The organism is Microbispora sitophila (genome assembly GCF_014892245.1).
Taxonomy (GTDB): domain Bacteria; phylum Actinomycetota; class Actinomycetes; order Streptosporangiales; family Streptosporangiaceae; genus Microbispora; species Microbispora siamensis.
The window spans coordinates 1-21,199 of the sequence record NZ_JADBGC010000001.1; the positions used below are offsets into that span (position 1 = coordinate 1).

Here is a 21,199-nt window from a genome sequence, read left to right on the forward strand (position 1 = left end):
AGTGGGAGGACGCGGGCATGGACCGGCTGCACGGCGCACCGGAATCCCTCGCCTACATCCGCTCGCTCAACGCCATCACCCCACCGGACGCCGCCTTCGACGCCGCCTTCTCCTCCGAGAGCTGACCCCTCTCTCCCCAGCTCTCGCGAGGCCGGGGAGTGCCCCGCGATCTCGTCGTAGGCAGAAGATCCAAGGGGCACGACCTAAGGGCCGGGTGGCGTCTTCGCCATCCGGCCCTCCAGCGTGGCCTCACTTCCACGCCGCGACCACGTCGTCGGCGTCCCACGCCAGGCCGACGCCCTTCACCGATGGATGGACCCCGGACAGCGACACCACCACGAGGCCGCCCGCCTCCGCGTCGAAGCCCGGCACCTCTACGGCGTCGCGGCGCAGCGCGGCCAGGTCGTGACCGTCGAACGGTGTGCCGAGCCACTTGATCGAGCCCGCGAACAGCAGGCGTCGTGCCACCGGCGCCCGGTCCGCGCCGACCAGGTCCACCTCCGGGGAGAACCGGCGGTTCCACCATCCGCCGACGGCCTCCGCGTCCGGCCAGGGCAGTTCTCCCGCCGCGGCGGCCATGCCCAGCGCCTGTCTGACGATCGGTTCGACGGCCCGCCCCCGCAGGCTCGCCCAGCGTCGCCGTACGAGTCCGAAGGCGAGATCCGGCCGCCCCCGATGCGAATGTTCCGCCGCGGCGCGCAGGACGCCCAGGTACATCCGCAGGTTGTGGTCGCGGATGCGGTACAGCGCCGGTTTTCCCGGCTGGACGGACAGCGGTTCGTCCATCGCCAGGACGCGCTTCTCGTCGGTGAGCCTGCGCAGGAGAGGAGAGAGCGAACCGGACTGCAGCGGTCCCTCGCGCCCGCCCGCCGTCGCGGCGATGGCGGCGTGCGTCCGGTCGCCGCTGCCGACCGCTTCCAGCACCCGGCGGGCCTGGTCAGGCGACGGGAATTCCGCGAGCAGGACGGATTCGGGCACGCCGAACAGGGCGGACGCCGGATCCTCGCACTCCTGCCGGATGAACTCCAGCGGTGGAGTGCCGTGCGGCCAGGCGCGCAGGATCCCGGGCAGCCCTCCGCTGGCGAGGTACGCGTCGATCGCGTCACCTCCGGTCAGGCCCAGCGCCCCGGCGGTTTCTGCGGGATCGAGCGGGTCGAGCGCCATGGTGTCGGCGCGCCCGTAGAACGGCCGGTCGAAGGCGGTCAGCCGCTCCATCATGTGCAGGTCGCTGCCGAGCAGGAGCAGGAGAACGGGCTTGGCCGACAGGAGTCGGTCCCAGGCCGTCTGCAGCGCGCCGTCGAACAGGTCGTCCTGTTCCGCCAGCCAGGGCATCTCGTCCACGACGACGATCGAGGGGGTCTGCGGGATCACCGAGTGCAGCACGCGAAAGGCCTCCGGCCAGCTTCCGCTGGTGACGCGGACGACCTGCTCGGGATCGGCGGGCAGGCACGACTCCTTGAGTTCGGCGCAGAACGCCTCGACCGCCTCGACCGGCGACATCCCCTTGGTCGCGGTGAAGAAGAGGTACGGCACCTCGGCCTTGTCGCAGAACTCCTGCACGAGCCGGGACTTGCCGACCTGGCGGCGTCCCCTGATGGCCATGGCGGAGCCGGCGCCCGTCCGGCGGACCCGGTCGAGGCGCTTGGTCAGAGCGGCCAGCTCCCGCCGCCTGCCGATGAAAGGAACCGCACTCATCGTGCCCCTTATGTAGATGACATCTACGTAGATGCAATCTACACACTGCGGCGGGGCGGGAGCAGGGCGTTGACACGGTCGGAGCCAGGCCAGACGTAGGGGAGGTCGTCGGGGTCTCCGGGGAACTTCGGGCCGTAGAACTCCGGGTCCTTGCGCAGCAGGGCCGAGCGGTGACTGAGGTGGAGGGCGGGGTCCCCGAGCCACGGCGGCAGTTCGCCCGCCTCCGCGAGGGCCTTCTGGGTGCGGGGCGTCGCGATGCCCCGGGAGCCGAGGAGTTCCCTGGTCATCGTCCCCGCGCAGGTGTCGGCACGGCCCAGATCGCACCAGACCGTCACGATCTCCAGGCCGTAGCGGACCAGCGCCTCCTCGTATCCGGCCCACATGTGCGCCACCGGGTGGTGCCGCCAGCCGTACCCGGGAATCGTGAGCGTGCGCAGGACCTGCAGGGCCTCGACCCGCTGCTTGCCGAGGCGGAGCGGGTCGAGGACGCGGGCGGTGGCCGCGAAGTCCGGGTATGGCAGGAACGTCTGCATGTCGCGGCTCGGGTTACCCCCGCCCGCCGGAGATATCCCCCGCGCCGGGGAGATCTCCGGCGGAGCGGAGGCGGTCAGTCGAACAGCACGATCTGCCGGAGCACCTCGCCGCCGCGCAGGGCGTCGACGGCGTCGTTCAGGTCGCCGATCCTGATGCGGGAGCTGATCATGCTGTCCAGGTCGAGCTTGCCCGCCTTGTAGAGGTTCACGAAGCGCGGGAAGTCCCTGCGGACGTCGGCGTCGCCATACAGCGAGCTGAGGATGTTCTTGCCCTCGAACAGCAGGTTGAAGGCGGTCAGCGGCACCTGGTCGTCCATGGCGCCCGCGCCGACGATGATGACGTCGCCGCCGCGCCGGGTCGCCTGCCAGGCCGTCATGATCGCGGCCGACTTGCCGACCACCTCGAAGCCGTGGTCGAAACCCTGGCCGCCGGTCAGCGTGCCGATGGCGTCCATGAGCTGGTCGGGAGTGCAGGCGTGGGTGGCGCCGACCTTCTTCGCGAGCGCGTGCTTGGACTCCAGCGGGTCGATCGCGAGGATCGTGGTCGCGCCGGAGATGCGGGCGCCCTGGATCACCGACAGGCCGACGCCGCCGCAGCCGACGACCGCGACGGTCGCGCCGGGGCGCACCTTCGCGGTGTTGAGCACCGCGCCGACGCCCGTCGTGATGCCGCAGCCGATCAGCGCCGCCGCCTCGTACGGCACGTCGGAGTCGACCTTGATCGCACCCTGCCACGGCACGATGATCTCCTCGGCCCAGGTGCCGCACCCGGCCATGCCGAACGCCGGGGTCGTGCCGTCGAACAGGAAGCGCGGCTCGGTGAAACTCTTCATCATGTACGTCATACAGAGGTTCGGCTGGCCGCCCACGCAGCTCGGGCAGTCGCCGCAGGCGGGCGTCCAGTTGATGATGACGTGGTCGCCCGGCTGCACGGTGGTCACGCCGTCGCCCACCTCGACGACCTCGCCCGCGCCCTCGTGACCGGGGATGATCGGGAGCGGCATGGGCAGCACGCCGGTGAGCACCGAGAGGTCGGAGTGGCAGACGCCGGTGGCCTTCACTCGCACCCGGACGTCACCCGGGCCCACCGGCGTCAGCGTGAAGTCGTCTCGGATGTCGAGCTTTTCGTCGCCGACCGCGTGGAGAAGCGCGCCGCGCATGGGGACCTCCTGGTCTTTCAGGGTTGGGTGCCGCGCGTCACTCGTCCTCGAGGGACAGCGCGGCCTTGGGGCAGGACCGGACCGCGTGGCGGACCCGGTCGAGCAGTTCGGCGGGCGGCTCGGGCATCAGCACGTGGAGGTTGTCCTCGTCGTCGACCTCGAAGACCTCGGGCGCCAGGCCCATGCAGACGGCGTTGGCCTCACACACGTCGTAGTCGACCTTGATCTTCATGGCGCGTCCTCCTCCTGTGCGTCACGTCGCGCTGGAGTTCACGTTAGGGCCTGTCCCTTGGATCTTTCGCCTACTGCGGTCGTCCAGGCGGCGCCTCGCTGCGTTGTCGTCGTCGCCCATAGCTCCGCTATGGCCTCCTCCTCCGCCTTGCGATGCATCCACCTGGCCGATCCTCGCTACGGTGAGATCCGCGGGACAGACCCATCGCCGCCGAGCTTGCGGTGATCCCAGGAAACGATGCGGGCCGGCTCGACCAGGTAGGCCACGCGCTTGCGCGCGGTGTGCTCGACGTACGCCCGCGCCTCGGGGCCGTCGACGGGCATGCCGGTCATCCGCCGGGTGACGTCCAGTCCGACCTGCAGGACGGCCGCCGGGTCGTCGATCAGCCGCGCCTTGCCGTAGACGAGCACGCCGCGCAACTGCGCGTACTCATCCCCGGTCTCGATCAGGCAGCTCACCCGTGGGTCGCGCTCGATGTTGCGGGCCTTCTGCGACTTGGCGTACGTCCAGAACGTGACGCGGCCGTCGTCGAGTCCGTAGAACATCGTGACCAGGTGAGGCGTGCCGTCGGGATTGATCGTGCCGAGCTGGAGCTTGCGGGCGTCCCGCAGGAGCCCGGCGATCTCTTCCTCGCTCATCGCGATGCGGGCGCGCTGGTTCACGAAGCAAAGTAGAACACGTTCCATCAGGGCGGACAAGGGGCAGTCCCGAACATCGTTCGGCTCGTTGGGTAGGGTGCCCGACATGGTGACCCCGATGCCCGACGACCTGCGCCGCGCCGCCGAGGAGGCGCGCGGTTTCATGCCGCCCGCCGAGGGCGAGGCCCTGTACGAGACCGCCTGCGCGTACGGCTCCCGCGGCCCGATCTGCGAGATCGGTACCTACTGCGGCAAGTCGGCCGTCTACCTGGGCGCCGGGGCGCGGCGGGCGGGCACGGTGGTCTTCACTGTGGACCACCACCGGGGCTCTGAGGAGATCCAGCCGGGCTGGCCGCACCACGACCCCGAACTTGTGGACCCGAAGACCGGCCGGATGGACTCGCTGCCGTTCTTCCGCGACACGATCGCCGCCGCCGGCCTGGAGGACGAGGTGATCGCGGTCGTGGGCGCCTCGGCCACGGTCGCCCGCCACTGGTCCACTCCGCTGGCTGTGCTGTTCATCGACGGCGGCCACTCGGAGGAACCGGTGACGGCCGACTACGAGGGATGGGCGCCGCACGTGATGAAGGGCGGCGCGCTGGTGTTCCACGACATCTACCCCGACCCGGCCGACGGCGGGCAGGCGCCCTACCGGGTCTACCTGCGCGCGCTGGAGTCGGGCGCCTTCCGCGAGATGCGGGTCGTCGGGTCGCTGCGCGTACTGGAACGCGTCTGACGGCGCGTTTCGGCACGCGTTCAGTCGATGACCGCGACGGCCTCGACCTCGACCAGATGCTCGGGCACGTCCAGCGCCGCGACGCCCAGCAGCGTGCCCGGCGGCACGGAGTGACCCCCAAGCCGCGCGGCCGGATGGTCAGGCGCGGGCGCGCTCGCAGCCGCACTCGCCGGTGATGCGGGCCTCCCGGCCGCCGGCGTCGCGGAAGATCCCCGAGCCGGGGGTCGCGCGGGCGAGGGCGTCCGCGGCGAGCACCACGGCGGCGGCCGTGTATCCCGACCGCTCGTTGGGGAAGTGCCGCTCGTTCACGAACTGCCAGCCGGTCCAGTAGGAGCCGTCCTCGTGGCGCAGGTGCTGCATGTCGGCGAACACCGCAAGCGCGCGCTCCCGCAGCCCGGCGGCGTCGAGCGCGAGCACAAGTTCGCACGACTCCGCGCCGGTCACCCAGGGCTGGTCGGAGACGCAGCGCGCGCCGAGGCCGGGCACGACGAAGGTGTCCCACTCCAGGTCGAACCGCCGGGCCGCCGCAGTCCCGCGCACAGCGCCGCCGAGCACGGGGTAGTACCAGTCCATCGAGAACCGGCTCTTGTCGGCGAACGCCTCCGGGTGGTCGGCGATCACGTGGCCGAGCTGGTCGGCGGCGAGCTCCCAGTCGGGCTGCGGGTCGCCCAGCCGCTCGGCGAGCAGTGCCCCGCACCGCAGGCCCTGATGGATGGACGAGCACCCGGTGAGCAGGGCGTACTCCGCCGGGCGCCCCTCGGCGTCGCGCTGCCACAGGATCTCGCCGCGCGCGGTCTGCAGGCCGATGACGAAGTCGAGGGCCCGTGCCACCGCCGGCCACATCGAGCGGGCGAAGTCCTCGTCTCCGGTCACCAGCAGGTCGTGCCAGACGCCCACCGCGATGTACGCCGCGTGGTTGGACTCCCCGGCCGCCTCGGCGGGCTCGCCGTCCCGGACCTTCATGGGCCAGGAGCCGTCCGGGCGCTGGTGCCGTACGAGCCAGTCGTAGCCCTTGCGGGCCTCCTCGCGCAGCCCGGCCACGGTCAGCGCCATCAGGCACTCGATGTGGTTCCAGGCGTCGATGTGGCCCTCGGGCCAGGGCACGCCGCCCTGGTCGTCCTGGATGGCGGCGATGCTCTCGGCCGTACGGACGACCTGCTCTGCGGTGATGATTCCTGAAACGTCCGGCACCCGCCTCATACGGGCTTCCGGACGTAGACCACGACGCTCTTGCCGATGAGGGGGTTGAGCACGGCCTCGGCCAGCCGGGTGGCGAGGGGGCGCTTCATGATGTCCCAGACGAGAAGCTCGTGGTAGGCCTTGGCCAGCGGGTGCTGGTCGTCGTTCACCCCGACCGCGCACTTGATCCACCAGTACGGCGAGTGCAGGCCGTGGGCGTAGTGGTGGCCGCCGACCTCCAGCCCGGAGGCCTTCAGCTTCGCCTGGAGCTCCGCCAACGTATAAATACGGATATGTCCGCCGGGGGCGGTGTGGTAGTCCTCCGACAGGGCCCAGCAGATGCGTTCGGGCAGGAAGCTCGGCACCGTGATAGCGGCCCGGCCGCCCGGCTTCAGCACGCGTACGATCTCGCGCATCGCGGCCATGTCGTCGGGGATGTGCTCGAGCACCTCGGCGGCGATGACGCGGTCGAACGACGCGTCGGGGAACGGCATGTCGAGGGCGTCGCCGACGACGGCGTCCCCGGTCGCGCCCGCAGGCACCTCGCCCTCCTTGTCCATGGCCGCGAACATGGCCGCCACGTTCTCCATCTCGGCGGCGTCCATGTCGAAGGCGACCACGTCGGCGCCCCGGCGCAGCACCTCGAAGGCGTGCCGGCCACCACCGGCCCCGAGGTCGAGCACGCGGTCACCCGGTCCGACGGGCAGCCGGTTGAAGTCGACGGTCAGCACTCGGTGCCTGCCTTTCGTGAGTTCTGGGGAGTCACCGGTCGTTGAGACGTCACCGGGAGACGCTCATCGGGAGACGCGGCGGGCGGCGATGGCCTCGTGATAGGCCTCGACCGTGCGGCGGGCGACGACCGGCCACGCGTACCGCTCCATCACGCGGTCGTAGCCGCGCCGGCCGAACTCCGCGCGCTCCTCGGGAGAGTCGAGCAGGCGGCGCAGCACGGCGGCCAGCTCCTCGGGGTCGCCCGGAGTGACCTGCACGGCGGCGTCGCCGACCACCTCGGGCAGGGCGCCCGTACGCGAGGCGACCAGCGGCGTGCCGCACGCCATGTGCTCGACGGCCGGCAGCGAGAACCCCTCGTACAGCGAGGGGACCACCGCGACCTCGGAGGTGGCGATCAGCTCGGCCAGCTCCTCGTCCGGGATGCCGTGCACGAACCGTACGCGGTCGTGCAGCGACAGCTCGTTGACGAGCTGTTCCGTGGGCCCTCCGGGAGTGGGCCTGCTCACCACGGTGAGGTTGACCTCGCGCTCGGTGGCGAGCTTTGCGACCGCCCGCAGCAGGGTCGCCACGCCCTTCATGGGCGAGTCGGCGCTGGCCACGGCCACGATGGAGTTCTCCCGCTTCGGCAGTTCCGGCCGGGGGTGGAAGAACCGCGTGTCCACACCGAGCGGGATCAGCCGCATGTTGGACTGCGGCACGTTGAAGTCGCGGTGGATGTCGGCGAGGGACGACTCGCTGACGGTCAGGATCGGGCTCAGCCGGGGCGCCACGATGCTCTGCATGCGCACGAAGCCGTACCAGCGGCGCATCGACAGCCGCTTCCAGCCCTTGGCGGCCTTCAGTTCGATCCGCCGGTCCACGCTGATCGGGTGGTGGATGGTGCCGACCACGGGGAACAGCCGCTGGATGCCGAGCAGGCCGTAGCCCAGCGTCTGGTTGTCCTGGACGACGTCGAAGTCGCCCCGCCGCCTCTTCAGCTCCCGGTAGGCCCGCAGGCTGAACGTCAGCGGCTCGGGGAAGCCGGCCGTCCACATCGTGGCGACCTCGAGCGCGTCGATCCAGTCGCGATACTCGTCGAGCTTCGGCGTGCGGAACGGGTCCTCGTCGCGGTAGAGGTCCAGGCTCGGCACCTTGTTGAGGATCACGCCCTCGTCCAGCTCCGGGTAGGGCTGGCCGGAGAAGACCTCGACATGGTGGCCCAGAGCGACGAGCTCGCGGCTTATGTGGCGCAGGTACACCCCCTGGCCGCCGCAGGTGGGCTTGCTGCGGTAGGACAGCAGCGCGACTCGCAGCCTCTCCGCCAAGAGGCACCCCTTTCCAGCCGGTTTCCAGCCGTGCCCCCGTGGGGCTGCTGCCAGGAACACTACCATTTGACCTTAGATGGGCTAGGTGAGGTGGAAAGGGTCCTCGATCGACGCTCACCCTGCCCGACCTGGGCTGTTAGCTTACCCGAACGAGATTCGGTGTAACGCGTTCTAGCGCGTATATGTAGGCACGGCCGGGCAGGGCGGTACATTCGCCTCTCATAGGCCAAGTTGGGCGCTACGAGGAGGATCCGTTGGCCAGGCGTGCGCTGATCACCGGCATCACCGGTCAGGACGGCTCCTATCTCGCAGAACACCTGCTGAGCGAGGGATACGAGGTCTGGGGCCTGGTCCGCGGGCAGGCCAACCCCCGCGTCCCGCGCGTGCGCCGGCTCCTGCAGGACGTACGGCTGGTCCGCGGCGACCTGCTCGACCAGGGGTCGCTGATCTCGGCGGTGGAGAAGGTGCAGCCGGACGAGGTCTACAACCTGGGGGCCATCTCGTTCGTGCCCATGTCGTGGGAGCAGGCCGAGCTGACCGCCGAGGTGACCGGCATGGGCGTGCTCCGCGTGCTCGAGGCCATCCGCGTCTGCTCGGGGATCACCGCCTCGCGCGGCTCGTCGGCCGGGCAGATCCGCTTCTACCAGGCGTCGTCCTCGGAGATGTTCGGCCAGGTCAGGGAGACGCCGCAGACCGAGCGCACCCCCTTCCACCCCAGGTCGCCGTACGGCGTGGCCAAGGCGTACGGGCACTTCCTCACCCAGAACTACCGCGAGTCGTACGGGATGTTCGCGGTGTCGGGCATCCTGTTCAACCACGAGTCGCCCCGCCGGGGAGCCGAGTTCGTCACCCGCAAGGTCTCCCTCGGCGTCGCGCGGATCAAGCTCGGCATGGCCACGGAGCTGCGCCTGGGCAATCTGGAGGCGCGCCGCGACTGGGGGTTCGCCGGCGACTTCGTCCGGGCCATGCACATGATGCTGTCGGCCGCCGAGCCCGAGGACTACGTCATCGGCACCGGGCGCACGCACTCGGTGCGCGAGCTGGTCGAGGCGGCGTTCGCCGCCGCCGATCTGGACTGGGAGCGGTACGTCGTCTGCGACGCGTCCCTGCACCGCCCGGCGGAGGTCGACCTGCTGTGCGCGGACCCGAAGAAGGCCCGCACCCAGCTCGGCTGGGAGCCGACGGTGTCGTTCGAGGAACTCGTGGCGATGATGGTCGAGGCCGACCTGCGCCTGCTCGCCGACGGCGGCGACCCCGAGCAGGACTCCTCCTGGGCCTGACAGCTGATGTCGCGGAGGCGGGAGGCCTGCCGCCTCCAAGATTGACACAAAACCTACCAATTGTGCATGCTTTTCGGCATGTGGCAATCCAGGCCGGATGTCGTGTCTCCGGTGCGGCGCGGGCACGAGCAGGCCGTGCTCGGCCTGTTGCGCGCGCACGGCCCGCTCAACCGGGCCGAGCTCAGCCGGCGGTGCGGCCTGTCGCGCACGACCCTGCACGACACTCTCAGCGGGCTGCTGGCCACGGGCGCGGTGATCACCGCGATGCCTGACGAGGCGCCGCGCGGGCGGGGCCGGCCCGCCGAGAAACTGGCCCTCAATCCCACCGTGGGTCAGGCCCTCGGCATCGACTTCGCCCGCCGCGCGGTGCACGTCGCGGCCGTCGGCGTGACGTACGAGATCGTGGGCTCGGCGGGGGAGGCGCACGCGCCCGGCCTGCCGTGGCCCGACCGGGTGGCGCTCGCCGAACGGCTCGTCCGCAGGCTCGTGGGCGGCGGGTCGTGGCAGAGGGTGCTCAAAGGCGTGGGCGTGGGCGTCGTGGGCCCGCTGGCCGGGGCGCGGAAGGGGACACTCGCCGGCGTCGAGGCCCTGCTCGGGGAGCGCTTCGGCGGGCCGGTGCTGCTGGACAACAACACCAGGCTCGCGGCGCTCGCCGAGTCGACGTGGGGCGTGGCCGCCGGTGACCAGGACGCGCTCTATCTGCGGCTCTCGTACGGCGTCGGCGGCGGGGTGGTGGCCGGAGGGGTGTTGCACCGCGGCGCCGACGGAGTGTCGGGGGAGATCGGGCACATTCCGGTGGACCCGGCGGGAAGTCCCTGCGAGTGCGGTGGCACGGGGTGCCTGGAGACCGTCGCCTCGATCAGGGCGGTGCTCGACGCGTACCGCGCCAGGGGCGGGCGCGGCGACGACCTGCCCGCGCTGGCTGCCGCCGTGGAGGCGGGGGACCCGATCGCGCTTGGCCTGCTGCGCGACGTGGGCACCGAGGTCGGCCGGGTGCTCGCCGCGCTGTCCAACGCGCTCGGGCCCAGGGTGATCGTCGTCGGCGGCGAACTGGCCGAGATCGGCGCGCCGCTCCTGGGGCCCGTCCAGGAGGCCCTGGACGCGGGCGCGGTGCCGATCTCGCGTCACCGGCTGACCCTGCGCCGGTCGGCGCTCGGCGACGCCGCGGGCGCCTTCGGCGGCGTCGCCCTGGCGCTCGGGGAGTCACCGCTGCTGTCGCGCTACCCGGCCGCGGAGCCGGAGCCCGGCCCCGTGGATTCACCCGACGGCAGGTACGGCGGGGTCGCGGCCCGATCACGCCTGGCCCTGACCCCGCTGTCCTGAAAGCTCTCAGCCGAGGGTGACGGGCAGCGTCTTGATGCCGTTGATGAAGTTGGACCTCAGCCGCGTGGCCTCGCCGCTGCGCCGGATGCCGGGCAGGCGCTGGGCCAGCACCTCGAACAGCACCCGAAGCTCCAGCTTGGCCAGGTGGTTGCCGAGACAGAAGTGCGCCCCGCCGCCGCCGAAGCCGATCTGCGGGTTGGGGTCGCGGCCGATGTCGAACGCGTCGGGCCGCTCGAAGACCTCCTCGTCCCGGTTCGCCGACGCGTAGAAGACCACCACCTTGTCGCCCTCGGCGATCTTCTGGCCGCGGATCTCGGTGTCCGCCGTGGCCGTACGCCGGAACAGGTTGACCGGAGACACCCAGCGGACGATCTCGTCGGCGGCGGTCCTGGCGAGGGAGGGGTCGTCCACCAGGCGCTTCCACTGGTCCGGGTGCTCGAAGAGGGTCAGCATGCCTCCGGACGCCGCGTTCCTGGTGGTCTCGTTGCCCGCCACGATCAGCAGCAGGACGAACAGGTCGAACTCGTCCTCGGTGAGCGTCTGCCCGTCCTCGTCGGGCTGCAGCAGCTTGGTGACGATGTCGTCGCGCGGGTCCTGCCTGCGCGCCGCGGCCAGCGTGTGAGCGTACGAGTAGACCTCGAAGGCGGCTGCCTGTCCCTCCTCGGGGCTGGTGGAGTAGTCGGGGTCGTCGCTGCCGATCATGCGGTTGGACCACTCGAAGATCTTGTCCCGGTCCTCGACCGGCGCGCCGAGCAGCTCGCAGATCACGTACAGCGGGAGCGGCGCGGCGATGTCCCGCACGAAATCGACCTCGGGCTTGCTCTGGACCTCGTCCACCAGCGCGTGGCAGATGTCCCGGATGTGCTCCTCCAGCCGCCCGATCTGGCGCGGGGTGAAGCCGCGGTTGACCAGCGAGCGGCGCCGGGTGTGGTCCGGCGGGTCCTGGTTGAGCATCATCAGCCGCTGGAACTCGCGCTGCTCCTCGGGCATCTCGTCGAACAGCGCCAGTTTCCGTGCCGAGGAGAACAGGTCGGAGTGACGGGAGACGTGGACGACGTCCGCGTGCTTGGTGACCGCCCAGAACCCGGGCCAGTCGCCCTGTCCCTCGTGCCAGTAGACGGGCGCGTTGTCCCTGAGCCAGCGGAGCTGGTCGTGCGGCACCCCGCTGCGCGCGTAGCGGTCCTTGTCGACGAGGTTGATTTCCATGGCGTCCACCTAATCGGGTTTGGCTGCCCTTGGTAAGAGGGACGATCGCCCTGTCGGCGCCGAGCGATAGTGCGGTCAAGCGCTTGCTCGCAGTGTTCTGAAACGTGTTCTATTACGGGCGCGACGGGCCGTCAAGCGACCTCGAGGTGACGGATCGCTGCCACGCCTTGTCGGTGGGCTCTGGTACGACTGGGCGCATGGGTGTGAGCGTCGAGGAGTTCCTGGCCATGCTGGACCGGTTGCCCGAGGTCAGCCAAGGTGAAGGCGGTGACTGGGTCTCGTTCAAGGTGCGTGGCAAGGGCTTCGGCTACCTGTGGGAGCGCACCGAGACGGTGGGCCTCAAGGCGACGATCGAGGAGCAGATCGCGCTGGTGGCCGAGCGGCCCGAGGTGTTCGAGCCGCAGTTCACCGCCGGGCGTTTCGGCTGGGTCGTGGTCCATCTGGAGAAGATCGACCCTGACGAGCTGTTCGAGCTGGTCACCGAGGCGTGGTGCCTCACCGCGCCGAAGTCGCTCGTCGAGGCGCACGAATCCCGCTCCTAGCGGGGCGCGGCGGGGTGCCGTCACAGCGCGCGGCGCAGCCACTCCTCGACGCCCGCGATGTGGACGGCGGCCCAGGCCTGGGCGATCTCCGGCCGACGGCCCGCGATGGCCTCGCAGATGGCGGTGTGCTGCGCCCGCGTCGTCTCGGCCGCGCCCTCCTGGGTGAGGCCGCGCCAGATGCGGGCCCGCGCGGTCGGGCCGGAGATGCTCTCGATCAGCGAGCTGAGCACGGGGTTGCCGGAGCCCTGGGCGATCCGCTGGTGGAACCGCAGGTCGTTGGCGACGAAGTCCTCGGTGCTCGGCTCCTCGGGGAACGCGTCCAGGATGTCGCGCAGCTCGGCGATGTCCTCGTCGCTCATCCGGGTCGCCGCCATCGCGGTGGCCGCGGGTTCGAGGATGCGCCGCACCTCGAAGAACTGCAGGACCGTGTCGTCCTGGTGGAAGTCGACCACGAACGACAGGGCGTCCAGCAGCAGGCGTGGATCCAGGCTTGTGACGTAGGTGCCGTCGCCCTGCCGCACGTCGAGCACGTTGATCAGGGCGAGCGCGCGGACGGCCTCCCGCAGCGAGTTGCGTGACAGCCCCAGCCGCTCGGCCAGGTCGGCCTCCCGGGGCAGCCGGTCGCCCGGACCCAGCTCGCCCGACAGGATCATGTCCTTGATCCTGCTGATCGCCGCGTCGGTGACCGCCACGCCCCGTCTCCCTGCCGCGCGCCTTCATCCGGGGGCCGCGCTCAGCCCGTCTCGGGGAATTCTAGGGCTGGTGCCCTATTCCTCCTGGCCGGGCAGGGCGTCGATCCCGGCCTGGTGGTCGCCGAGCCGCTTGATGATCTCGGCCAGCTCGGCGCGGGTATGGATGCCGAGCTTGCGGTAGATGCGGGCGAGGTGGGTGTCCACGGTCCGTTTGCTGATGGACAGCTCGGTCGCGACCTGGAGGTTGCTCATGCCGCGCAGGACCAGGTCGGTGACCCGCATCTCCCCGGCCGTCAGGGGCGATGGGCCGTCGGCCTGCCCGCCGCGGGCTCGGCCGCCGACCGTTGCGAGGTTGCGCTCGGCGAGCGCGGCGAGCCGTACGGCGCCGCAGCCGTCGGCCAGCGCGTATGCCTCGTTGAGCGTGTCGTGGGCGCGGCGCGACTCCCCGGCGGCCTGCAGGGCGATGCCCAGGCGCAGCATCGCCCGGATGCGCTCCATGGCGCCGCCCGGCCCGTCGAGCACGGTCAGCGCCTCGGTGAGCAGGTCGAGCCTTCGACTGCCTTCGACGGTCGTGCTCGCGATGCTCAGCGCGCGGCCGATGCCGTCGGGAGCGCCCCAGGCCCGGGCCAGCTCGAGTTCCTCCTCGGCCAGGCGGTGGGCGGGCACGCGCTGGCCGAGCCGCAGGTAGGCCAGCGCCGCCTGGCCCCGCCAGCCCGCGCAGGCCGGGTTGACCACCCCCGCCGACAGCAGCTGCCGCCCGGCCTCCAGCAGGGCGCGCAGCCCCTCGCGCACGTCGCCCCTGGCGATCGACACCCGGCCCTGGACCTCCAGCAGGGTCCCCTGCAGGAGGGGGTGCACCGGTTCGCGCGCGGCGACCTCGTCGAACAGCGCGTGGGCGACGTCGAGTTCGTCGCGCTCGAGGAGCACGCGGGCCACGCAGGACACGGCGGCGACGTGCAGTCCGGAGGCGTGTGAGCCGCGCGCGAAGTGGATGGCCTCGCGGGCGTGCGCCAGCGAGGCGCGCAGCTCCCCCCTGCGGTAGGCGATGTCCGACAGCAGCGTGACGGCGAGGGCCTGCCCGGTCATCGAGGCGTGCGCCCGCGCCTCGGCGGCCACCTGCTCCGACCAGTACGCCGCCTCGTCCACGCGGCCCGCCCACAGCAGCGCCATGACCAGCGTCGGCGGGATCGGCCCGCCCCCGTCGAGGCAGCGCCGGGCCAGGGCCAGCGTGCGGTCGAGGTGCCTGCCCCTGGCCGCGCCGGACAGCGCGACGGTGGCGAGGTAGTCCTGCGCCCCCGCGCTGGCGGCGGCGCCCGGCTCGGCGTTGAGCTGCCGCATCGCCGCGCGTGAGCCGTACGACTGGCCGGTCAGCAGCGCCTGCGCGCTGAGCCGCAGCAGCACCTCGCGGTCGGGGAGCCGGCCGGACGGGTCGTCGTCGAAGCCCCGGGCGATGTCGCAGAAGGCCGCGGCGGCCTCCGGGGAGTTGAGCGTGAGCAGGGCGGTGGCGAAGGGCGCCAGGGAGTCCGCCCGCTCGCCGGTGTCGCCGGCGAGGGCGGTCACCGTGCGGAAGTGCCGCAGGCAGGCGGGGACGTCGAGGTGCACCTCGACGGCGCCCAGCTCGGCCGTCACCTGCAGGACGGCCTGGTCCTTGGCGGTGGCGAGCGCGCGGTGGAGATAGCGGGTCGCGTCCTCCCAGGCGTTCTCGGAGACCGCCTCCTTCGCGGCCTCGCGCAGCACCGACACGGCCCACGGATCGCCGGTGGGGCTCGCCGACAGCAGGTGCCGGGCCGACCGCTTGGGCGGCGAGCCGAGGCGGTGCAGCAGCGAGGCCGCCCGCCGGTGCATCTCGTCGCGCGCCCGGGGGTCCATGCGCGCGAGGATCGTCGACTGGACGAGGTCGTGCGTGAACCGCTGTGGGGGGCTGCCCTCCAGCAGGCCCGCGCCCGCGAGCGCGTGGCCCGCCTCCTCGGCCGCGACCGCGCCGTACCCGGCCAGCATCGCCGCCGTCTCCAGCCCGGCGTACGGCGCGATGATGGCCAGGCTCTGCAGGAGGGCGAGGAGGGACGGATACCTGCCGCTGAGCCATTCGAGGACGGTCTCCGACAGGGCCGTCGCGCCGATCCGCAGCACCCGGGGCAGCTCCGACCGGTCCGGCAGGACGTCGGCGGCGGCCAGCCGTCCCGCCGTCTCCAGCAGGAGCAGCGGATTGCCCTTGGTCAGGCGGTGGCAGGCCGTCACGATCTCGTCGTCCACCGGGGCGCCCAGCGCCGACTCCATGAGCGTGGCGGCGCATCTGCGGCACAGCGCCGAGGGCCGCAGCGACCGCGCGTACGGCAACGCCAGGATGTCCCGCACCGCGTCGCCGGCGCTGCGGTCCTCCACGTCGCAGGTCAGGATCATCGCGATGGGCAGGCCGTCGAGCCGCCTGGCGATGTAGGAGCACCACTGCGCCGACTGCGGGTCGGCGTGGTTGAGGTCGTCCACCGCGATGATCAGCGGCTGTCCCGCGGTCAGCGAGCGGGTGGCCCGGTAGAGGTCGTCGAGCAGCGTGGCGGGCACGACGGGCGCGCTCCCGTCGTACGGCACCGCCGCCAGTGCGGGCGCGTGCACACCTCCGTCGAGGACGGCGGCGGGGGCGCCGGGGTCGGCCCGTTTCGAGCCGCTCATCATCGGGTCGAACAACTGCCGGACGATGCCGAACGCGAAGGAGCGCTCGTCGGCGTGGCCCCGGGCGCTGAGCACGACACCGCCCGGCCTGCGCGCCAGCGCCGCGTGCAGCAGCCGGGTCTTCCCGATCCCCCGCGTTCCCTGAATCACCAGTACGGCCGGTCTCCCTTCGGCAAGCCCGGCCAGTACCTCGTCGACGACCCCTAGCTCCTTGTCCCGGTGCAGTAGTACCGGCCGCCCTGAGGCCATCCCTACCCCCGGAGCACATACTGATTTTTCTCGACATACGGATCATGCCGGACAGGGCCAGCGGGTTGTCAATACTTGAAATCGGGATGAGTAAACACAATATTGCTGACTCATGAAAGCAACCTTTTGTCATGATTTCCTGTCCGCCGGATAGGGGAGACCGCCCGGCCATGCCGAAACCCCTGCGGCGTCGGCGATGCGGGCGGCCGAATCATCGCGGCAGGTCGGCGGCCCAGGCTCCGGGAGGCGGTGCGCATACGTATTCCGTCGTGCCGCCCGCGGTACGCATCGCCGTACGCACGGGTCCGGATCCCGCTTTCTGCGCGGCGCGCGTACGTATGCGTCGGCGCGATGACAAATACGTCTTTACTTTTTGCGGAATCGGATGGAATTCTCCGCTCATCGGCTAATCGCGCAGTGAATGGCGGGGGGCATGGAACGGCCACGGCTCAAGGCGCACTTCACCACCGAAGTCCTCGACGACGCGAAAGTCTTCCTTCTGGCGGAAGGCCAGCACTATCTCGTACGCGGCGCGGGCTCGGGCCGCGTCCTTCCCTATCTCGACGGCCGGCACACGGTGATGGACATCGTCCAGGCCCTCGCCGGCGAACTGTCGCCGGCCCAGGCGGTGCTCGCCATCCGGCGCTACGAGGCCGCCGGTCACCTGGCCGAGGGCCGACCGCCCCTGACCGACCCGGTGCTCGCCTTCTGGGACGCGCAGGGCGTCGACCCCGCGGCCGTCGTCACGGCCCTGGAGCAGACGTCCTTCCGGCTGTTCGCGGGCGCGGGCGTCGACCCCGGCCCGGTCGAGGCGTTGTTGCGCGAGCACGGGCTGCGCACGGATCCGGACGGCGACGGCACGGTCGTGGCGGTGGTCGACGACTACCTGGACCCGGGCCTGGAGGAGCTCAACGCCGAGTGCCTGGCGGCCGGGCGGCCCTGGGTGCTGGTCAGGCCGGCCGGCACCGTGGCCTGGCTGGGACCGCTGTTCCAGCCGGGCAGCACGGGCTGCTGGGCCTGCATGTCCCAGCGGATTGAGGGCAACCGGCAGGTCGAGCGCTACCTCGCGGGCAAGCGGGGGGACGGGCTGGCGCCGTACCACCCGGTGCGCGAGGCCCTGCAGGGCGGCGCCGCGGCGGTGGGCGGGCTGCTCGCGGCCGAGCTCGTGCGGACGGCCGCCACGGGCCGGCCATCGACCCTGCAGGGCAAGATGATCACTGTCGACCTGCGCACGCTCACCAGCGCCGAGCACCAGCTGATCCGGCTGCCGCAGTGCCCGGTGTGCGGCGACCCCTCGCTGATCCGCGAGCGCGAGCCGAAGGTGACGCTCGCCGCCCGGTCCGCCCGGCACGTGACCGACGGCGGCTACCGGGTCGAGCTGCCCTCGGCGACGTACGCACGGCTGGAGCGGCACATCAGCCCCTACCTGGGCGCGGTCACCCGGCTGCGCCCGTGGGCCGACGAGGACAACGGCGTGACCTACAGCTTCACCGCCGGTCACAACTTCGCGATGCTGGGCGACAACATGGACCTGCTGCGCCGCAACCTGCGCGGGCAGAGCGGCGGCAAGGGCCGGACCGAGATCCAGGCCAAGGTCAGCGCCCTGTGCGAGGCGATCGAGCGCTACTCGGGTGTGTGGCGCGGCGAGGAGCCGGTGCTCAAGGCGGCCCACGCCGACCTCGACGAGGGTCTCGCGGTCCACCCGAGTGACCTGCTGCTGTTCTCCGACAAGCAGTACGGCAACCGGGACGCCTGGAACAGCGACCCCTCGCACCGGCTGCACCTGGTGCCCGAGCGGTTCCGCACCGACCTGCCGCTGGACTGGTCGCGGGCCTGGTCGCTGACCGCCGACGAGGAGCGGCTGGTCCCCGCCGGCTACGCCTGGTACGGCCATCCCGACCTGGAACGCCACTTCTACTGCGTCGGCGACTCCAACGGCAGCGCCTCCGGCAACACGCTGGAGGAGGCGATCCTCCAGGGGTTCTGCGAAATCGTGGAGCGGGACGCGGTCGCGCTGTGGTGGTACAACCGGGTCCGGCGGCCCGCCTTCGACCTCGACTCGCTCAAGGACCCGTACGTCGACACGTTGCGCGAGTTCTACGCCGACATGGGCCGCGGGCTGTGGCTGCTCGACCTGACCACCGACCTCGGCGTCCCGGCCTTCGCCGGCGTCTCCCACCGGCTCGACCACCCGGTGCAGGACGTCATCGTGGGTTTCGGCGCCCACCTCGATCCCCGGATCGCCGCGCTGCGGACGCTGACCGAGGTCAACCAGTTCCTCCCGTCCGTACGCCGCAGGGACGAGAACGGCGAGACGATCTACCACGACGACGACATCGCCACGCTCCGCTGGTGGAAGGAGACCACCCTCGAGAGCGACCCCTGGCTGCTGCCCGATCCCGCGCAGCGCCCCCGCACGCTCGCGGACTACCTGGTGTCCGAGGGCGCCGACCTCGCGGCCGACGTGGAGACCTGCGTCGCCCGGGCCGCCGCGTGCGGCCTGGAGGTGATCGTGGTCGACCAGACGCGGCCGGATCTGGAGCTCAACGTCGCCCGGGTGCTGGTCCCCGGCATGCGGCACTTCTGGCGCCGGCTCGGCCCGGGCCGCCTGTACGACGTCCCGGTGGCCCTCGGCTGGCGGACGGAACCGGCTCTGGAGGATGAGCTCAACCCCACCAGCGTCTTCTTCTGACCCGATAGGGGGAGCCCATGCACACCGTTCAGGTGCGGCTGCGCCGCGACGCCGGCCTGTCCGAACCGGAGGAGACGCCGGGGGCGGTCACCCTGGCCACGCCGTTCGGCCCCGCCGCGCTGCGGGGCCTGCCTCCGGGCACGGTCGCCGCGCTGCGCGCGCTCGCCGGCGGCGCGAGCGAGGACGAGCTGGCCAGGACCGTCACCGAGCACGACGGCGACGGCGGGCTGTTGCGCTGGCACCTGCTGCTGCGCAAGCTGTCGGCCGGGGCGTTGCTGGAGCGGGCCGTCCTGGTGCCGTCCGGCGGGAAGGTGGTGCCGTCCGGCGGAGAGGTGCTGCCGTCGGGCGGTGAGCCGGTGGCCGTGCTGCGCCCCTACGGCGGCGGCCCGCTGCGCCCGGCCGCGCCGCTCGCCGCGGACGCCCGCGTGCGCCTGTCGAGGTTCGCCGTCGCGGCGCCGGAGGACGGCAGGCTCGTGGTGCGCGCGCCCCGCAGTCCCCTCGGGGTCGAGCTCGCCCCGGCCGCCGCCCCGCTGCTCGGCCTGCTCGCGGACTGGACGACCCCGGCCGGCCTGGCCTGCCCGGGCCTGGCGGCCGGGACCACGGCGGCGGTCCTCGGCCTGTTCGCCGACGCCGGGCTGCTGGTGCGGCCGACGCCGGAGGGGGAGGACCCCGAGCGCGGCGCCGCCCCGCTCGCCCAGTGGTCGCCCGCCGACCTGTGGCTGCACACCCGCACCCGGGAGCCGCGCACGACCGGGCGCTACGGCGGGACCTATCCCCTGCGGGGCGTGCAGGATCCGCTGCCGGTGGCGCCGCCCGCCTTCGCCGGCCCCCGGATCGCCCTGGAGCCGCCGGACCTGGACGTGATCGCGAAGACCGAGGCGAGCCTGACCGAGGTGCTGGAGGCCCGCCGCTCGATCCGCGAGCACGACGCCGCCGACCCGATCACCCTGGACCGCCTGGGCGAGCTGCTCTACCGCACGATGCGCCAGCGGCGCACGTTCACCGGGGAGGACGGCCAGGAGCTGGCCGACCGGCCTTACCCGTCCGGCGGCGCCGTCCACGAGCTGGAGGTCTACCCCCTCGTCGTCTCCTGCGAGGGGCTGGAGCCCGGGCTGTGGCACTACGCCGCCCACGCGCACGTGCTGGAACGGGTGGCCGATCCCGGCCCGGCGACCCGGACGCTGCTCGACCGGGCGAGGGCGGCGGCCATGATGACCGAGGACCCGCAGGTCCTGCTGATCGTGACCGCCCGCTTCGGCCGGGTCATGTGGAAGTACGAGACCATCGCCTACTCGCTGATCCTCAAGCACGTGGGCGTGCTCTACCAGACCTTCTACCTGGTGGCCACGGCCATGGGCCTGGCGGTCTGCGGGCTCGGCGGCGGGGACGCGGCGGAGTTCGCCGCGGCCAGCGGGCTCGACCCGCACACGGAGGGCAGTGTGGGCGAGCTCCTGCTCGGCAGCAGACGGGGCGGTGCGACGGGGACGCCGCCGGGATGGTCCCCGGAGGTGCCGGCGTGAAGTTCCGGTTGAAGGCCCTGCAGCGGATGCGGGAGCCCGACGAGCTCGACTCCCCGACCCTGCTCGCCTCCCCGCGCGGCTGGATCGCCACGTTCGTCGTGCTCATCGTGGTCGTCGCCGCGGGGGTGTGGTCGTTCGTCGGCCGGCTGCCGGTCACCGTCACTGCCAAGGGCCTGCTGACCCATCCGGCGGGCACCGCCCAGCTGCAGAGCCCGTACACCGGCACCGTGCGGACCATGATGGTGAGTCCCGGCCTGCGGGTGGTGCGCGGGCAGGCGGTGGCGGAGGTCCTGCGGGCCGACGGCACCGTGCGCACCGTGAGCAGCCCGTTCACCGGCGAGGTCGTCACCACCTCGGCGAGCGAGGGCGCGATGGTCCGCGAGGGCGACGGGCTGCTCGCGATGGAGCGGACCGACGCTCCCCGCGACCGCCTGGTCGCGATGCTGTTCGTGCCGGGCGACCACGCGCTCGGCATCGCCCCCGGCCGCATGGTCGACCTCGCGGTCTCCAACGCCCCGCCCGGCGTGTTCGGGCTGCTGCGCGGCAGGGTGACCTCGATCAGCCCCTACCCGCTGATGGCGGAGGGCGTCGCCGGCCTGGTCGGCGGGGACCTCGCGGCCCGCGGCTACGCCACCGCGGAGCCGCCCCGCCTGGTGGTCGTCGACCTCGTCCCCGACCCCGAGACCACCTCCGGCTACTCCTGGACGACCGAGACCGGTCCCCCGATGAAGCTGCGGTCGCAGGTCACGGTGACGGGCACTGTCACGCTCAGCAGCCAGACGCCCTTCAACCTGCTCCTCGGACGCTGAGAAGGAGACG

The 21,199-nt window shown here is 72.0% G+C and carries 18 protein-coding genes and 1 pseudogene; 8 read left to right on the forward strand and 11 right to left on the reverse strand.

The features are described from left to right. A pseudogene (locus tag IL992_RS00005) lies at positions 1–125 on the forward strand (sugar phosphate isomerase/epimerase); the annotation flags it as partial. 124 nt (positions 126–249) lie between these two features. Here IL992_RS00005 and IL992_RS00010 read toward each other — a convergent pair. From IL992_RS00010 to IL992_RS00030, 5 genes are all read right to left on the reverse strand, one after another. Next, a complete protein-coding gene (locus tag IL992_RS00010; RefSeq protein ID WP_193201245.1) occupies positions 250–1,695 on the reverse strand; it encodes an AAA family ATPase in 1,446 nt (481 codons plus the stop codon). Positions 1,696–1,733: 38 nt separating this feature from the next. Beyond that, positions 1,734–2,228 carry an MSMEG_6728 family protein gene (locus IL992_RS00015; RefSeq protein ID WP_193201246.1) on the reverse strand — a complete coding sequence of 165 codons (495 nt, stop codon included), beginning with the start codon at positions 2,226–2,228 and terminating at the stop codon, positions 1,734–1,736. A gap of 74 nt (positions 2,229–2,302) precedes the next feature. Next, positions 2,303–3,388, reverse strand: a complete 1,086-nt coding sequence (locus tag IL992_RS00020; RefSeq protein ID WP_193201247.1) for an alcohol dehydrogenase catalytic domain-containing protein — start codon at positions 3,386–3,388, stop codon at positions 2,303–2,305. Positions 3,389–3,425: 37 nt separating this feature from the next. After that, positions 3,426–3,620 (reverse strand): ferredoxin, encoded by a 195-nt coding sequence (locus IL992_RS00025; protein WP_030506197.1) that lies wholly within the window; start codon positions 3,618–3,620, stop codon positions 3,426–3,428. Positions 3,621–3,796: 176 nt separating this feature from the next. Next, positions 3,797–4,282, reverse strand: a complete 486-nt coding sequence (locus tag IL992_RS00030) for a pyridoxamine 5'-phosphate oxidase family protein (RefSeq protein ID WP_193201248.1) — start codon at positions 4,280–4,282, stop codon at positions 3,797–3,799. An 82-nt stretch (positions 4,283–4,364) separates the two neighbouring features. Between IL992_RS00030 and IL992_RS00035 the strand changes: the two genes are divergently transcribed. Beyond that, positions 4,365–4,994: a class I SAM-dependent methyltransferase gene (locus IL992_RS00035; RefSeq protein ID WP_193201249.1), complete on the forward strand. Its 630-nt coding sequence runs from the start codon at positions 4,365–4,367 to the stop codon at positions 4,992–4,994. Positions 4,995–5,132: 138 nt separating this feature from the next. Here IL992_RS00035 and IL992_RS00040 read toward each other — a convergent pair whose 3' ends face one another. The 3 genes from IL992_RS00040 to IL992_RS00050 form a co-directional block, all read right to left on the reverse strand. Continuing rightward, a complete protein-coding gene (locus IL992_RS00040) occupies positions 5,133–6,194 on the reverse strand; it encodes a prenyltransferase/squalene oxidase repeat-containing protein (protein ID WP_193201250.1) in 1,062 nt (353 codons plus the stop codon). Further along, on the reverse strand, positions 6,191–6,904 hold the full coding sequence (locus tag IL992_RS00045; RefSeq protein ID WP_193201251.1) for a class I SAM-dependent methyltransferase: 714 nt from the start codon (positions 6,902–6,904) through the stop codon (positions 6,191–6,193). Before IL992_RS00045 ends, IL992_RS00040 begins: the two co-directional genes overlap by 4 nt. Positions 6,905–6,967: 63 nt before the next feature. Beyond that, a complete protein-coding gene (locus IL992_RS00050) occupies positions 6,968–8,209 on the reverse strand; it encodes a glycosyltransferase family 4 protein (protein ID WP_226872027.1) in 1,242 nt (413 codons plus the stop codon). Between the two features lie 254 nt (positions 8,210–8,463). Between IL992_RS00050 and IL992_RS00055 the strand changes: the two genes are divergently transcribed. Then, positions 8,464–9,489 (forward strand): GDP-mannose 4,6-dehydratase, encoded by a 1,026-nt coding sequence (locus tag IL992_RS00055; RefSeq protein ID WP_193201253.1) that lies wholly within the window; start codon positions 8,464–8,466, stop codon positions 9,487–9,489. A gap of 78 nt (positions 9,490–9,567) precedes the next feature. Then, positions 9,568–10,812 (forward strand): ROK family transcriptional regulator, encoded by a 1,245-nt coding sequence (locus IL992_RS00060; protein WP_226872029.1) that lies wholly within the window; start codon positions 9,568–9,570, stop codon positions 10,810–10,812. A gap of 6 nt (positions 10,813–10,818) precedes the next feature. On the opposite strand, the gene IL992_RS00065 is transcribed toward IL992_RS00060, so the two are convergent. Then, a complete protein-coding gene (locus IL992_RS00065) occupies positions 10,819–12,018 on the reverse strand; it encodes a cytochrome P450 (protein ID WP_193201255.1) in 1,200 nt (399 codons plus the stop codon). Positions 12,019–12,215: 197 nt separating this feature from the next. Here IL992_RS00065 and IL992_RS00070 point away from each other — a divergent pair, with 197 nt between their 5' ends. After that, positions 12,216–12,560, forward strand: a complete 345-nt coding sequence (locus IL992_RS00070; RefSeq protein ID WP_079320527.1) for an MmcQ/YjbR family DNA-binding protein — start codon at positions 12,216–12,218, stop codon at positions 12,558–12,560. Between the two features lie 20 nt (positions 12,561–12,580). Here IL992_RS00070 and IL992_RS00075 read toward each other — a convergent pair whose 3' ends face one another. Then, on the reverse strand, positions 12,581–13,252 hold the full coding sequence (locus IL992_RS00075) for a FadR/GntR family transcriptional regulator (protein ID WP_193201256.1): 672 nt from the start codon (positions 13,250–13,252) through the stop codon (positions 12,581–12,583). 75 nt (positions 13,253–13,327) lie between these two features. Next, complete coding sequence (locus tag IL992_RS00080; RefSeq protein ID WP_193201257.1) at positions 13,328–16,168, reverse strand: helix-turn-helix transcriptional regulator; 2,841 nt, start codon at positions 16,166–16,168, stop codon at positions 13,328–13,330. A gap of 433 nt (positions 16,169–16,601) precedes the next feature. Here IL992_RS00080 and IL992_RS00085 point away from each other — a divergent pair, with 433 nt between their 5' ends. Genes IL992_RS00085 through IL992_RS00095 form a run of 3 tightly spaced genes read left to right on the forward strand, consistent with a single transcriptional unit; the run spans position 16,602 to position 21,189 of the window. Beyond that, entirely contained in the window at positions 16,602–18,860 is a 2,259-nt protein-coding gene (locus tag IL992_RS00085) for a TOMM precursor leader peptide-binding protein (protein WP_193201258.1), read from the forward strand. Positions 18,861–18,877: 17 nt separating this feature from the next. Further along, positions 18,878–20,380: a SagB/ThcOx family dehydrogenase gene (locus tag IL992_RS00090; protein WP_193201259.1), complete on the forward strand. Its 1,503-nt coding sequence runs from the start codon at positions 18,878–18,880 to the stop codon at positions 20,378–20,380. Further along, on the forward strand, positions 20,377–21,189 hold the full coding sequence (locus IL992_RS00095; protein WP_193201260.1) for a biotin/lipoyl-containing protein: 813 nt from the start codon (positions 20,377–20,379) through the stop codon (positions 21,187–21,189). Before IL992_RS00090 ends, IL992_RS00095 begins: the two co-directional genes overlap by 4 nt. Positions 21,190–21,199: the final 10 nt, after the last annotated feature.